The organism is Peribacillus frigoritolerans (genome assembly GCF_030676415.1).
Lineage (GTDB): Bacteria > Bacillota > Bacilli > Bacillales > DSM-1321 > Peribacillus > Peribacillus frigoritolerans_A.
On sequence record NZ_JAUUTW010000005.1, the window covers coordinates 98,086 to 110,892 of the forward strand.

16 protein-coding genes are annotated in these 12,807 nt (G+C 41.2%); 1 reads left to right on the plus strand and 15 read right to left on the minus strand.

The window, feature by feature from the left end; genetic code table 11:
• Nucleotides 1-246: 246 nt before the first annotated feature.
• The 7 genes from Q8G36_RS07015 to Q8G36_RS07045 are packed head-to-tail and all read right to left on the minus strand — an operon-like array spanning nt 247 to nt 5,845.
• Nucleotides 247-1,227, minus strand: a complete 981-nt coding sequence (locus Q8G36_RS07015) for a biotin--[acetyl-CoA-carboxylase] ligase (protein WP_305160078.1) — start codon at nt 1,225-1,227, stop codon at nt 247-249.
• Nucleotides 1,212-2,393, minus strand: coding sequence for a CCA tRNA nucleotidyltransferase (locus Q8G36_RS07020; RefSeq protein ID WP_305160079.1), 1,182 nt, complete (start codon nt 2,391-2,393; stop codon nt 1,212-1,214). Before Q8G36_RS07020 ends, Q8G36_RS07015 begins: the two co-directional genes overlap by 16 nt.
• Before the next feature lie 14 nt (nt 2,394-2,407).
• Entirely contained in the window at nt 2,408-3,547 is a 1,140-nt protein-coding gene (gene bshA / locus Q8G36_RS07025) for an N-acetyl-alpha-D-glucosaminyl L-malate synthase BshA (RefSeq protein WP_305160080.1), read from the minus strand.
• Nucleotides 3,548-3,551: 4 nt separating this feature from the next.
• Complete coding sequence (gene bshB1, locus Q8G36_RS07030) at nt 3,552-4,265, minus strand: bacillithiol biosynthesis deacetylase BshB1 (protein ID WP_305160081.1); 714 nt, start codon at nt 4,263-4,265, stop codon at nt 3,552-3,554.
• Nucleotides 4,249-4,674 (minus strand): methylglyoxal synthase, encoded by a 426-nt coding sequence (locus Q8G36_RS07035; protein WP_048681639.1) that lies wholly within the window; start codon nt 4,672-4,674, stop codon nt 4,249-4,251. Before Q8G36_RS07035 ends, bshB1 begins: the two co-directional genes overlap by 17 nt.
• 18 nt (nt 4,675-4,692) lie before the next feature.
• Entirely contained in the window at nt 4,693-5,493 is an 801-nt protein-coding gene (dapB, locus tag Q8G36_RS07040) for a 4-hydroxy-tetrahydrodipicolinate reductase (RefSeq protein WP_305160082.1), read from the minus strand.
• On the minus strand, nt 5,486-5,845 hold the full coding sequence (locus tag Q8G36_RS07045) for a nucleotide pyrophosphohydrolase (RefSeq protein ID WP_076366321.1): 360 nt from the start codon (nt 5,843-5,845) through the stop codon (nt 5,486-5,488). The genes dapB and Q8G36_RS07045 overlap by 8 nt, the downstream gene beginning before the upstream one ends.
• Nucleotides 5,846-6,011: 166 nt before the next feature.
• Between Q8G36_RS07045 and Q8G36_RS07050 the strand changes: the two genes are divergently transcribed.
• Nucleotides 6,012-6,884: a YitT family protein gene (locus Q8G36_RS07050; protein WP_305160083.1), complete on the plus strand. Its 873-nt coding sequence runs from the start codon at nt 6,012-6,014 to the stop codon at nt 6,882-6,884.
• Between the two features lie 138 nt (nt 6,885-7,022).
• Here Q8G36_RS07050 and Q8G36_RS07055 read toward each other — a convergent pair whose 3' ends face one another.
• The 8 genes from Q8G36_RS07055 to Q8G36_RS07090 all read right to left on the minus strand — a co-directional run bounded on the left by Q8G36_RS07055 (nt 7,023) and on the right by Q8G36_RS07090 (nt 12,806).
• The gene (locus Q8G36_RS07055; RefSeq protein WP_305160084.1) at nt 7,023-7,697 is read right to left on the minus strand and encodes a zinc metallopeptidase; all 675 of its coding nucleotides are present in this window, start codon (nt 7,695-7,697) and stop codon (nt 7,023-7,025) included.
• A gap of 85 nt (nt 7,698-7,782) precedes the next feature.
• Nucleotides 7,783-8,568 carry a sporulation protein YpjB gene (gene ypjB, locus Q8G36_RS07060; protein WP_305160085.1) on the minus strand — a complete coding sequence of 262 codons (786 nt, stop codon included), beginning with the start codon at nt 8,566-8,568 and terminating at the stop codon, nt 7,783-7,785.
• 119 nt (nt 8,569-8,687) lie between these two features.
• Nucleotides 8,688-9,284 (minus strand): DUF1405 domain-containing protein, encoded by a 597-nt coding sequence (locus Q8G36_RS07065; protein ID WP_305160086.1) that lies wholly within the window; start codon nt 9,282-9,284, stop codon nt 8,688-8,690.
• 177 nt (nt 9,285-9,461) lie between these two features.
• Nucleotides 9,462-10,229, minus strand: coding sequence for a menaquinol-cytochrome c reductase cytochrome b/c subunit (locus Q8G36_RS07070; RefSeq protein WP_214750469.1), 768 nt, complete (start codon nt 10,227-10,229; stop codon nt 9,462-9,464).
• A gap of 56 nt (nt 10,230-10,285) precedes the next feature.
• Nucleotides 10,286-10,960: a menaquinol-cytochrome c reductase cytochrome b subunit gene (qcrB, locus tag Q8G36_RS07075; RefSeq protein WP_034307974.1), complete on the minus strand. Its 675-nt coding sequence runs from the start codon at nt 10,958-10,960 to the stop codon at nt 10,286-10,288.
• Nucleotides 10,961-10,963: 3 nt separating this feature from the next.
• Complete coding sequence (locus Q8G36_RS07080) at nt 10,964-11,470, minus strand: ubiquinol-cytochrome c reductase iron-sulfur subunit (RefSeq protein WP_034307977.1); 507 nt, start codon at nt 11,468-11,470, stop codon at nt 10,964-10,966.
• Between the two features lie 160 nt (nt 11,471-11,630).
• On the minus strand, nt 11,631-12,092 hold the full coding sequence (locus tag Q8G36_RS07085; RefSeq protein ID WP_305160087.1) for a YpiF family protein: 462 nt from the start codon (nt 12,090-12,092) through the stop codon (nt 11,631-11,633).
• 162 nt (nt 12,093-12,254) lie between these two features.
• On the minus strand, nt 12,255-12,806 hold the full coding sequence (locus tag Q8G36_RS07090; RefSeq protein WP_063233222.1) for a ReoY family proteolytic degradation factor: 552 nt from the start codon (nt 12,804-12,806) through the stop codon (nt 12,255-12,257).
• Between the last annotated feature and the right edge of the window lies 1 nt (nt 12,807).

The window sequence follows — 12,807 nt, forward strand, 5'->3', positions numbered from 1 at the left end:
CTGTTTCGCTACGAAAAATGGCTTAAAAGCCACAAATCGATCAATAAACAGCACTTATCTTTTAGTCAATCCCTTTGTTTCATCAGAAGTTTCATCCCTCCGTCCCCGTCCAGTTCTCTGGATCAAGGCAGATTTTCAAATAATTTGGTATTTATGGGGGTGCAGTTCACATGAGATACTGCCCACTTGCATTATATCAAGCCAAATTGAAAAATTCTATTTAATTTTCACGAATTTGACAAAAATCTACTGAATTTCAATATCTGCAGAATATATCGAATGTACGGTTCCTTTTCCGTCTTCAAGAAGTAAAACGCCTGAATCCGTTATGCCCAACGCTTTTCCGACAATCGTGTCATTAACGGTACTGGCTTTGATTACCTGTCCAAGACTGATCGCATAACTCTCCCATAAATCCTTTATAGGCATGAAGCCTTGATCTAAATAGAGTTCGTACAAATTTTCCAGTCTAAACAATGCTCGTTGAATGACCTTGGACCTTGAAACCGCCCCTCCACTTTCTATAAGAAGGGAAGACGCTTTTTCCTGCAGTTCTTCAGGAAAATCCTCCAATTGCTGATTGATATTCATTCCAATTCCGATAATGACAGAATGGATTCGATCTGACTCCGCCTGCATCTCCGTCAGGATGCCCACCACTTTCTTGCGATTCACCAAAATATCATTCGGCCACTTTATTTGTGGCTTCAAATCAGTGGTATCCTCTATAGCCTGAGCCACAGCGACAGCAGCCAATAATGTAAGTTGTGGAGCCTCATGAATCGGGATTTTCGGTCTTAGGATGAGACTCATCCAAATGCCGCTGAATTTTGGGGAATGCCAAGATCTCATTAGCCTTCCTTTACCGGATAACTGCTCCTCGGCAACTACGAGGGTTCCCTCCTGAACGCCTTCATTTGCTAGTTGATGCGCAATTTTTTGAGTGGATTCTACAGTTTCCTGATAGTGGATCATCTTGCCGATTGTTTTTGTTTCCAAGCCAAGTTGTATTTCGCTCTCGGACACTTTTTCCGGCGCTGATATGATCCGGTAGCCTTTTTTCCTAACGGCTTCCACATTATAACCTTCACTGCGCAGGTCTTCTATATGCTTCCAGACAGCTGTGCGCGAACAGCCAATGTATTCAGCAATTTCCTGACCGGATATAAACGTACCATCCGCTTTTGAGAGGGCTTCCATCAGCTTTGTTCTTAACTCAGATTGCATTTCACCAGCCACCTCTTTATTTCTTCTTTATCATTTCTTAATTCTTCATTCAAGACAGCTTTCAATATATTTTCCAAGTATTCTTTGACCCATGGACCTGGCTTTTCTTGATGCCAATTCAATAAATCCGTACCCGTAACGGCAAGATCCGACATTTGTTTGATAATAAGTTCATTGTAGCGTCTATGTGCATCCTCCTCCGCATCCGATACATTACCGCCAGTCAGTGCCGCCCTGACTTTAGCAGCTTGTACAGTTACGCCATGACCTGCCTGAAATACATCGAAGGCTGATGGTTCTTTCTTTACTAGCTGTATCGTGCTTTTAACATTTCTTATAGTTTTCAATGGCAGCTTCCATGCCCTCAAAGCCTTTTCCATTTCCTGATCCTTAGTGTGAACCATGATTATAGACCAAATTTCTGCCGCTTTTAGCTGGTGAAGCGGCAGGTTCAGTAAGTCCATTAAATGATCTTTTTTACTGGAGAATAAAGGCAGGTATTGATATAATCCGCTTTCCAGCAAGAGTGAGAAAGCCCTTATCTTATTGGAGCCGGCCACTAGCTTCTCAAATTCAACCAGGATTCTTTCGACAGCGATTTCACTGATTATCTGGGCGTTCTCTTTAAGGGAATCAAAGGTTTCTTGATCCAGTTCAAAATCAAGTTGACTGACGAACCTTAAAGCACGCATCATTCTCAATGCATCCTCATGAAACCTTTCATGCGGGTTACCAACCGTGATAATCCTTTTTTCTGCCAAATCACACTTACCATTAAATGGATCGATGATCTTTCCGGTCTTATCCATTGCCATTGCATTCATCGTAAAATCTCTTCTTTGCAAATCCTCAGTCAAAGAACGGACAAATTGTACAGCATCTGGTCTGCGAAAGTCCGAATACCCGCTTTCCGTTCTAAACGTCGTAATTTCGTATGTACCTGTATCCGTAATGACAAGCACTGTTCCATGGTCGATTCCGATATCAGCCGTATTAGGAAAAATCCTTTTGATTTCCTGGGGTGTTGCGGAAGTAGCGATGTCCACATCGTTTATGGGCCTGCCAAGGATATAATCCCTTACGGAGCCGCCAACGAAATAAGCCTCGTATCCTGCTTCTTCAATCAATTCCAGAATGGGTACTGATTTTAAGAATAACCGATCCATCAGCATTCCCCTCCCTATTCCATGGATTTACCTTCAAGTGCTTGAATGTAGATGGCTTCATACTCTGACATAATCGTATCGGAGTGAAAATCAGAATTGGCCCTTTCCAGCGCAGCTTCAGAAAAGCGTTTATGTAAAATCGGGTCGCTTAAAAGTCCAATCGCTTTTTCAGCAACCATTTTGACATCTCCCAATTCACAAATATAACCAGTCTCCCCATCAACGATGACTTCAGGAATTCCCCCGATATTCGTCCCGATACATGGAACTCCACATGCCATCGCCTCGAGCAGCACAAGTCCGAAACTCTCTTTTTCCGATAACAGGAATATCAAATCACTGATTGAATATAATTCGGCAAGGTTATCCTGCTTACCAAGAAACAAGACAGAATCATCGATTCCAAGATCTTTAGCCAATTTCAATACGGTTGTCACTTCCGGCCCGTCTCCTACGAGTAGAAGCTTTGCAGGCATTTTCCTTTGTGTTAAATAAAACGCCTGAATGACGTCTTTCACCCGCTTGACCGAACGGAAATTCGAAACATGTATGATCACTTTTTCATCTTCCCTGATTCCGTATTCATCCTTTAGATAATCGGAATTGGTTTTATGGTATTCCCTTTCATCAATAAAATTATAAACGGTTTTGATTTCCTTATCCGGCGAGATTAATTCGTGCGTTTGCTGAACAAGGGAATTAGATACTCCTGTAACGACATCGGATTGCTCAATGCCGAATTTTATCAAATTGGTCAATGAGGGATCATGGCCTAATACAGTTATATCCGTACCATGCAGTGTGGTTACGATTTTTACTTCATTACCTGACATCTGCTTTGCAAGGATCGCACAAACTGCATGTGGAATTGCATAATGAACGTGGAGAATATCTAATTTCTCCCGTTTTACGACATCCGCCATCTTGCTCGCAAGCGCCAGGTCATATGGTGGATATTGAAAGACTGAATATGAGTTCACTTCAACCTGGTGATAAAAAATATTACAGTACATTTTATTCAAGCGAAAAGGGATGCTCGAAGAAATGAAATGTATTTCATGTCCTTTTTCTGCAAGCATCTTACCTAATTCAGTTGCTACGACGCCAGAACCCCCAACTGTAGGGTAACAGGTAATTCCAATTTTTAATTTCATAAGATTATTTTTCTCCTAACAAATCGGCTTCGATCAGTAACGGCTTTTTTGTCATGAATCCCTCCGCAAAGGCGACACCCACTTCTTTGCCGAACATCCGCTCCCGTGCCTCTACAGTCTCGATATAGCCATTAACCAGCGGTGTTTCTACAGATACTTGACTTTTTTCGAATTGGCTGCCATATGCCCTAAGGCTATCCAGCTTGTTCGATATTGTAGAAGAGATGTCCACGACGAAATCCGGTTTGTGAAACCCATTGATCATATAATAGTACATATTTTGGATACGATGAGAATCCAGGTCTTCTTCTTCCATATACTTTCTTACTCCTGCCGAAAAAACTGCTTCCTCGACTAATTTGGCACAGTTACCATGATCCGGATGGCGATCTTCCAAAAATGGTGCAAATACAAGGGCAGGTTTATATTGGCGAATGACCGTAATGATTTGATTTATGTATTCCGCTTTCATGTATAGTCCCCGGTCGGGTAGATTAAGGGAAATCCTCTTCACCCCAAGGATTTCAGCAGCCTTATGCGCTTCCTCTTGCCGCAATGGAACGGATCCATTGGATGACATTTCAGCTTTTGTCAAATCACAAATGACAATTTTCCTGCCTTGTTGCACATATTTAGCGATCGTGCCACCCATACCGATTTCAACATCATCCGCATGTGCGCCGAAAGCCAGGATATCTATGTTACTTTTGTTTATCATTTATCTCACCTTGTTTTTGCCGTAGTTTTAGCCAGTCCATATACCCATGTTTCAAACCTTGTATCAGCACTTCTGCCGTGCCCATATTTGTCGCCAAGGGAATTTCATATACATCTGATAGGCGTATAAGCGCCGATACATCCGGTTCATGTGGCTGTGATGTCAAAGGATCGCGGAAAAATAGGACCATGTCCATTTCTCCGCGTGCAATCATTGCACCTATTTCCTGATCCCCGCCAAGAGGTCCTGAATGAAAACGATGGACAGGCAGTGATACTTCTTCCATGATTCGTTTCCCAGTGGTACCTGTTGCAAATAATTCATGCTGCTCAAATACATCTTTATAGGCTGTTACAAATTGAATGATATCTTCTTTTTTCATATCATGGGCAATTAAGGCAATTTTCATCGTAAATCCTCCTGATCCCTATTCAATAATATTTTCCAGGCCGTATACAAGAACATCCAATTTCATGACGGTATCGACAGCAAGTTTGACACCTGACATGAAGGACGCTCGATTAAAGGAATCATGCCGAACCGTCAATAGCTCTCCATCACTACCGAAAAGCACCTGTTGATGGGCAACCAGTCCCGGTAGCCGTACACTGTGGATATGCATGCCATCTACATTTGCACCTCTTGCCCCCTGGATGGTTTCTTTTTCATTAGGGTGCCCCTGTTGTTTTGTTTCACGTACCGCTGCAATCATGTCTGCCGTTTTGGAAGCAGTTCCAGAAGGTGCATCCAGTTTTTGATCATGGTGCATTTCTATGATTTCCACATCCGGGAAATACTTTGCGGCCATTTGGGAAAACTTCATCATCAAAATGGCTCCAATTGCAAAGTTTGGCGCGATGATGCAACCAATGCCCTTTTCTTTTGTTAATGAATCCAGCTTAGCTAAATCTTCCTTAGTAAAACCAGTCGTTCCCACTACAGGACGGATGCCATGATTAAGTGCCGTTTCGGTATGGAACATCCCCACTTCTGGTGTGGTCAAATCGATCAATACGTCCGCCTTTATAGAAGAAAAGCATTCATTTATATCCGAAAAAACCGGCGCTTCAATACCCTGAAAACCTTCTATTGCGGAGAGGCTTTCCCCGTTATGCTTGCGATCTATGACAGCTGCCAATTCAAACCCTTCTGTCCTGTGTACAAGCTTCACCGCTTCATTTCCCATTCTGCCACGTGGACCAGCTACAATCACTTTAACTTTACTCATCTTTACCTTCCTCCTCCATTTTCTCTTCTTTTCTTGTCCATCTATCTTTATCGCGGGTTGTAAATTTCTCCATGACCAAATCATGCGAGTTTTGAAGATCAATCCCTAAAGAATTGGCAAAACAAATCAAGACAAAAAGCATGTCCCCTAATTCCGCTTCAATCGTATTCTCTTCCTCTGTTGCTTTCTTTGGTTTTTCACCATGGTAATGATTGACTTCCCTAGCCAATTCCCCAAGTTCTTCAGACATACGGGCGAGCATGGCCAGAGGGCTGAAATATCCTTCTTTAAATTGTCCTATGTATTGGTCGACTTCCGCTTGCATTTGTTGGATCGTCTTATGCTTTTCCATATAGTCACCCATTCTTGATTTTCGTTTTCAAACATCATACCTTCTCCATGTTAGCTAAAAGTGAAACAGATGACAACAGATACGTTCGCTAATCTAAATTGCCCATAGTTGGTTAATTAGTTATAATAAGTAAATTGATGATTTGCAAACTTTGGAGGTATGGGACATGCTTTTGGGATTAAAATTGAAAAATATTATATTCATCCTTTTTGGGGCTGGAATATTCGCCTTTGGCCTCGTGCATTTTAACATGCAGAACAACTTGGCCGAAGGCGGATTCACCGGTCTCACCTTGATTATATATCAACTTATCGGGATAAATCCTTCATATTCTAATTTGATTTTGAATATTCCCTTATTTTTAATAGGGTGGAAATATTTAGGGCGCACATCTTTCCTTTATACGATTATCGGAACGGTTGGCCTCTCCGTTTGGCTATGGGTTTTCGAGAGATACGAAATTGAAATCGACCTCGGTAACGATTTGATGCTGGTGGCATTGTTTGCCGGGGTCTCGGTAGGTGTCGGGCTGGGCATCATCTTTCGTTACGGCGGGACAACAGGCGGAGTAGATATCATTGCCCGTTTTGCCCATCGTTACTTAGGGGTGGGCATGGGACGGACCATGTTCATCTTTGATGCCGTCGTCATTGGCCTGTCCATCCTTACCTACCTGGATTACCGGGAAGCGATGTATACCCTCGTTGCCGTATTTATAGGTGCCAGAGTAATCGACTTTATGCAAGAAGGAGCCTATGCTGCTAGAGGTGCAATGATCATTAGTGATAAAAACAAGCAAATTGCTGAAAAAATCATGAATGATATGGAGCGGGGCGTAACCGTATTAAGGGGATATGGATCATTTACACGCAATGACCGGGAAGTGCTCTACTGTGTTGTTGGTAAAAATGAACTAGTCCGCTTAAAAAATGCCATAACATCGGTGGACCCTCATGCATTCGTATCTGTAAGTGAAGTGCATGATGTATTGGGTGAGGGCTTTACCCTTGATGAGAACAAGAATCCCATTGAAAGGTAATCCATTGATTTGTGGCATACCGATGGAATGCAATCCTTATGAATGTTGCCCTTTCCAACTGAATTTTATTAGCAATGTACAGCAAATACCTTTAAAAATGAAAAAAGGACCCCATCGCAGATGGTGTCCTTTTTCAAATTAATCTTCTTCCCTCATTCCTGTATACATAAGCAGAAGACGAACTAATTCCAGTACGGCTACAAGAGCGGCAGCAACATAAGTCATCGCAGCGGCACTTAATACTTTTTTCGTTTCGCGTTCTTCATCATTCCGGATGACCCCAGCGGAAACGAGTTGATCCATCGCCCGAGAAGAAGCATTGAATTCAACCGGCAGCGTTATCACTTGGAACAATACAGCGGCTGCCATAAATACGATACCTGCCAATAGCAACCCAGGAAGTGAAGCTAACATCCCGATTAAAATCAAAATCCAAGATATGTTAGAGCCAAAGTTAGCTACCGGTACTAATGCATGGCGGAAACGCAAGAATGCATATGCTTCTTTATCTTGAATCGCATGTCCAACTTCATGGGCTGCAACCGCTACACCGGCAACGGAATGGCCGTGATAGTTTTCCGTCGATAAACGCACTGTTTTATCCCTTGGGTCGTAATGGTCCGAAAGCATTCCAGGTGTCTCTTCGACCCTGACATTGAACAGTCCATTTTGATCCAAAATGGCCCGTGCCGTCTCAGCACCATTCATACCAGAAGAGGCTGATACCTTTGAATATTTTTTATACGTGCTTTTCACTTTCATTTGTGCATAAATCGGGATTAAAATGATAATCGCCAAATAAATGAAATACATGGTATCCTCCTATAACTATTATTACTCTTAATTCTATGGATTGAAGGCAACCGTGTCAAATATAGTGTTCTCTTCCCCTGTCTTTTTAATCATTATGTTCTTTCCTTGGTTTTTCCCTATCACCTTTATATTTTCTCCAACCAACATAAGAAAGCGTCATGATAATGATTGAGCCTGTCGATATGATGACCCACCAAAGGGAAGGATCTGCATCATCTTCCCCCATATCATCAAAAATGGAGGTTAGTTCGTTTTGCAGCGCATCCAGTTCCTTTTGACTTTCTCCATCACTGATTACCTCCGGACGGTATTGGTTGATGTATTGAATCCTCGTGTCCAGTTGCTGCATCGTTTCTTTAGAAAGGTCGACTTTCAAGCTTGGATATATCATTTCATATTGTGATAGGAATAAGTTCAATTGGCTATTGAATTTAATTGTGTCTTGATTGATCGCGGCATTCTTTGTCTGCTGGAAAGAATTCATCATTTGATCCTCCATCTCTGTCCAAAGAGGCTGATGGGTAGACTTGACCGCATCAACAACAAGCCGGAACTTTGTAACAGAATTAACCTTTTCGGAATCTCCCTTGTTCATATCCTTTATTGTCATCAACGCCTCATTATGAGCTACAGTGATAATTCGAAGTTCGTCCATGTCAAGGATCTGCTCTTTCGCTGTCTCTTTTAAAAACCGGTCAGAAAAAAACGTCAGCATCTTTTCCGAATCTCCATATCGCTTCAACTTGGTCATTTCCAAGGCTCTATCGGAAATGTTATCTAATTGCTCCAAACTTGAAGAGGATTCTGCATAGACAGGGAAATGTAAGACGACAAATAAAACAGCAATGGTTAATATGAATTTTTTCAACATGCTACTCGTCCCTCCTCATATCTCTACTAAAACGATATGAAAGAAAAAACATGAGTAGACCTCGTTCATCATAAAAAAGTTAACCCTGCTTTTACAAAGCTGTATTTATAGTTAACTTTTTAAGAGATGAAGGATAGGGTGATTCTTTTTTTTCTGTATCCAAAGTACCAGCCGACAAAAATGGAAAGTATGCTGAGCCAAAAAGTGAAATAACCTATCGAATTCATATATACCAATAAATCACGGTAAATTGGCATCATTTTAAAAACATAATCGATTATGTCATTATGTATGGTCCAAATCCCTGCCACTATCAAATGCCAAGGTTTTATTCGATAAAATGGTGCATATAATACCCCTTGAATCGCCATCCCCAAATGGGAAGCCATTAACATATAACCTTCCCATGGCAAAGAACCTGTTGTCACGAAGGTCATCAAATTCATTACTACTGCCCATATGCCATATTTGAATAGTGATATTATCGCCAACGCTTCCATAAGTCCAAAATTCCTTCTTAACAGGAACCCCAATAAAACAAATACAAAAAACAGGCTGGCTGTCGGGCTGTCCGGTACAAATGCCAAAAAAATCGCCGGAGTGCTTTCCAATTGACTACCGTACCAATAATATCCATAGGCAGTTCCGAATATATTTATTATTAATAACAAAGCAAGCATTTGCCGATTTGCAAGCCAACTGTAGATAACATTCATTCTTTTACCCTCACTTACATTCTCATGTATACTCATTTTACAGGCCATCAACCAGAAAACCAAGTATTCATTTCAATTTCTTCTCATTAACGCTTCAATTTACCAATAAAAAAGCCGACAACCGTAGTCGTCAGCTTGATTTGCAGCATAAGAAAGAAAATGCTGTTGATGGCTATATTATTTTGCCGATAAACCAGATACAAATTCAGCTAATGTTGCCAATTCTTCATCTGTACCTTTGAACATGCCAGCTGGCATAGCGCCCTGGCCTTTGACTGCGATTTTAGAGACTTCTTCTGGGCTCAAGCCAGTGTCAATTAAGCTTGGCGCTCCTGCTCCACCAGTTAACTCTGCTCCGTGACAGCTAATACAGCCACTGGAATCCATCAGTTTATACCCATCGCTCTCTTTATCAATGTCTGCACCTTCCACAATCGCTCCTTGTTTCTTGGAAGCTTCCCAATCGTGGTGGGCTGCAGACTCCCATGTTAAATAGAATACGCCGGCAATTGCCAATAGCATGAAGCCTACTGCAAAAGGACGTTTTGCCGGGCTCCGCTCTGGACCACGATCTAAAAAAGGTGCCAAGAGCAATGCTCCGAAAGCCAAACCGGGTATTACTAGAGCCCCGATTGCATTATAAGGGCCTGAAGCATAGGTATATTTAAGTAATTGGTAAAGGAATAGGAAATACCAGTCTGGCAGCGGAATATACGCTGTATCTGTAGGATCTGCTATCCTTTCCAACGGTGACGGATGTGCGACTGTCAGGCATAGATAACCTACAAGAAATACAGCTCCTACCATCCATTCTTTTAAAAGGAAATTAGGCCAAAATGCTTCAGTTTTCCCAGGATATTCTGAATAATCTTTCGGAATATTCGGTTTACGGTCCGCGGAGATACGCGAGTCACCTACGAATTTCATACCTTTCCCACGATGCATTGAACAATTCCCCTCCTTTATGAAAAGGTTTTTTTGGTTCTTGGTTCACCATTCTTTTATAGTGGACCTGAAATACCTTGTTTTCGGATCATCAGGAAATGAGCCGCTAGTAAAGCAAATAATGCTGCAGGCAGGAAGAATACATGAATTGCAAAGAATCGTGTCAATGTCTGTGCACCAACGATGGTTGGATCTCCTGCTATCAATGTCTTGAGTGCCGGTCCCATCAACGGTACCGATTCGACAATTGTCAAAGTAACCTTCGTTGCGAATAGCGCTTTCATATCCCATGGCAATAAATAACCAGTCAAGCCTAATGCCAGCATGATGAAGAAAATCAATACGCCGACCATCCAGTTCAATTCACGCGGTTTTTTGTAAGCTCCCTGGAAGAAGACACGAAGAGTATGTAAAAACATCATAACGATAACTAGACTTGCTCCCCAGTGATGCATACCACGGACAATTTGACCGAAGGCAACTTCATTTTGCAAATAATAAACAGATTCCCAAGCGTTTTTAATGTCCGGGACATAGTACATCGTCAAGAACATGCCTGACAAGATTTGGATGACCGTAATAAAGAAAGTTAACCCACCAAAACAATATACGAATGCAGAAAAATGATGTGCGGGGTTAACATGTTCAGGAACCTCATGGTCAGCAATATCCCGCCATAACGGCGTAATATCTAAACGCTCGTCCACCCAGTCATATAACTTTGTTAGCAATGTTTACGCCTCCCCGTGCGGTTTTAGTTGACCCAAATAAAGTATTCCATCTTTTTCTTTCGTGTCAAAGACATCCAATGGTGAAACCGGCGGTGTCCCCTTGACATTCATCCCATCTTTCGTATACCTGCCGTAATGGCAAGGACAGAAAAATTGATTCGGATTAGTCTTATCCGTATTCCACCCTACCGTACAGCCTAAATGTTTACAGATTGGAGATAAAGCAACGATCTTACCATCATCCGTTTTGTAAACCCAAGCTGTATTTGTTTCTTCAGACTCATACCACCCATCGACCTGTTTAAAACTAAAGTCGACTCGGGTTGGTTCGGTAGTCAGTTCACCTACCTTCTGTTTAGTTGCAACGTAATCCCCGCCTTTATCAGCTGATAAAACAGGATCAATTGCAAACCTAACCATAGGCATCAACATACCGGCCGCCATAAATCCACCAACGCCAGTAAGTGTGTAATTAAGGAATTGACGTCGTGAAACATTATGCTTGCTCATGCGTTTTCCCCCCCTCTATTACTATACTGAGAGCCCAAAGGACCAATAAATAGCGACACTATAAAACTAGGACATTTCCATGATATCTCAATAATTTACCAAGGTCAATATTTGTAAAACCCAAAAGGTGGCAACTATGTGTCAAATAATGCGAAAAATCCTACTTTTTTTCATTTTTCCAATTATAAGAGAAAATATCAAGGATTTGGAGAACTTGCTGGTTAATCATTTCCCTTGCTTGTTCAATTTCAAGCCCCTCCAGGGGGATGGCAGGAATCCATACTAAATTATTTTCTAATTCCCGCTCTTCCTTTTTCCACTCAAAATCCGATGTAAGAAAAAAAACATGCTCGAAATTATTTTCTTTCACTTCATTGGCCCAATGCTTTAACCGCTCAACCTTATCCATTTCATCACTTAAATAATGAAATGTTGGCAATAAAAGAATCCTTCCTTTCATCTGCTTTTCAATTTCCAAGCTTAAAATGGTAAGAAATTCATTCATTGAGCCCGTTTGTTTCATTTGCCCTTTAAAAGATAGGGGAACCAAAGGAATCAAAACGGTATCCACATACTCTTTTGACTGCATATACATGTCAAGATCTTTTGCTGTCCACTTCATGTTTTTTCTTCACTCCCGATTTTTTGAATCAACTCCTTATCATTTTACCATTATTTTTATAACATCTTTACCATATACCCATAGTCTTTACAAAAATGTGGATTTTATCATTGTTTTATAAAAAATAAAAACCTTTCCTGATTACGGAAAGGTCAATTTATTTCATCCAAGCACTTTTAATTGATTCAATTGTTCGGTTAAGTTCTTAAATGCTTGTTCATCATGCTTATCAAGTGCTTCATCGATTTCCTTAAGCAGACGGTCCCTTTGAAAATACAACATGCTTCTTTCTAAAAATTGTTCAGCCAGCAGCTGATCTTTTTCATTCGATGCCGTCGATTTCGGCATGAAGGGATTGTGCTCGAGTACCGCTGCATATTGATAGGAAGAGTAAGACGATTTAAAATTGAGCTGAATATAAATGTCTTCATCCCGATTTAAACGGATATCATGAAAAGATTTCTCTGCATCGGTCGTCATGATATTGGACTTATAGAACCTGAAAGGGACCTCATCCACACAATGTGTCGACATAATCAGTCCACGTGGGCAATATTGTGCATTTTCTACAAAATGAACCTTTTTCATCAGTTGATCATGACTCATTAAGTAATTCAATATCCAAACGCATTCTCTTCGTTTCAGTTGATAATGATTTAAAAACCACCGAATAAAATCCTTCTTTTCATTCACAGAAACAGGGGCAGCCACCATG

Excerpts from the sequence above, each read along its gene's own strand:
- Q8G36_RS07015 (WP_305160078.1), bottom strand. The coding sequence starts at position 1,227 with ATGCAATCTGAGTTAAGAACAAAGCTGATGGAAGCCCTCTCAAAAGCG.
- Q8G36_RS07020 (WP_305160079.1), bottom strand. The coding sequence starts at position 2,393 with ATGGATCGGTTATTCTTAAAATCAGTACCCATTCTGGAATTGATTGAA.
- bshA (WP_305160080.1), bottom strand. The coding sequence starts at position 3,547 with ATGAAATTAAAAATTGGAATTACCTGTTACCCTACAGTTGGGGGTTCT.
- bshB1 (WP_305160081.1), bottom strand. The coding sequence starts at position 4,265 with ATGATAAACAAAAGTAACATAGATATCCTGGCTTTCGGCGCACATGCG.
- Q8G36_RS07035 (WP_048681639.1), bottom strand. The coding sequence starts at position 4,674 with ATGAAAATTGCCTTAATTGCCCATGATATGAAAAAAGAAGATATCATT.
- dapB (WP_305160082.1), bottom strand. The coding sequence starts at position 5,493 with ATGAGTAAAGTTAAAGTGATTGTAGCTGGTCCACGTGGCAGAATGGGA.
- Q8G36_RS07045 (WP_076366321.1), bottom strand. The coding sequence starts at position 5,845 with ATGGAAAAGCATAAGACGATCCAACAAATGCAAGCGGAAGTCGACCAA.
- Q8G36_RS07050 (WP_305160083.1), top strand. The coding sequence starts at position 6,012 with ATGCTTTTGGGATTAAAATTGAAAAATATTATATTCATCCTTTTTGGG.
- Q8G36_RS07055 (WP_305160084.1), bottom strand. The coding sequence starts at position 7,697 with ATGTATTTCATTTATTTGGCGATTATCATTTTAATCCCGATTTATGCA.
- ypjB (WP_305160085.1), bottom strand. The coding sequence starts at position 8,568 with ATGTTGAAAAAATTCATATTAACCATTGCTGTTTTATTTGTCGTCTTA.
- Q8G36_RS07065 (WP_305160086.1), bottom strand. The coding sequence starts at position 9,284 with ATGAATGTTATCTACAGTTGGCTTGCAAATCGGCAAATGCTTGCTTTG.
- Q8G36_RS07070 (WP_214750469.1), bottom strand. The coding sequence starts at position 10,229 with ATGCATCGTGGGAAAGGTATGAAATTCGTAGGTGACTCGCGTATCTCC.
- Q8G36_RS07080 (WP_034307977.1), bottom strand. The coding sequence starts at position 11,470 with ATGAGCAAGCATAATGTTTCACGACGTCAATTCCTTAATTACACACTT.
- Q8G36_RS07085 (WP_305160087.1), bottom strand. The coding sequence starts at position 12,092 with ATGAAGTGGACAGCAAAAGATCTTGACATGTATATGCAGTCAAAAGAG.
- Q8G36_RS07090 (WP_063233222.1), bottom strand. The coding sequence starts at position 12,806 with ATGGTGGCTGCCCCTGTTTCTGTGAATGAAAAGAAGGATTTTATTCGG.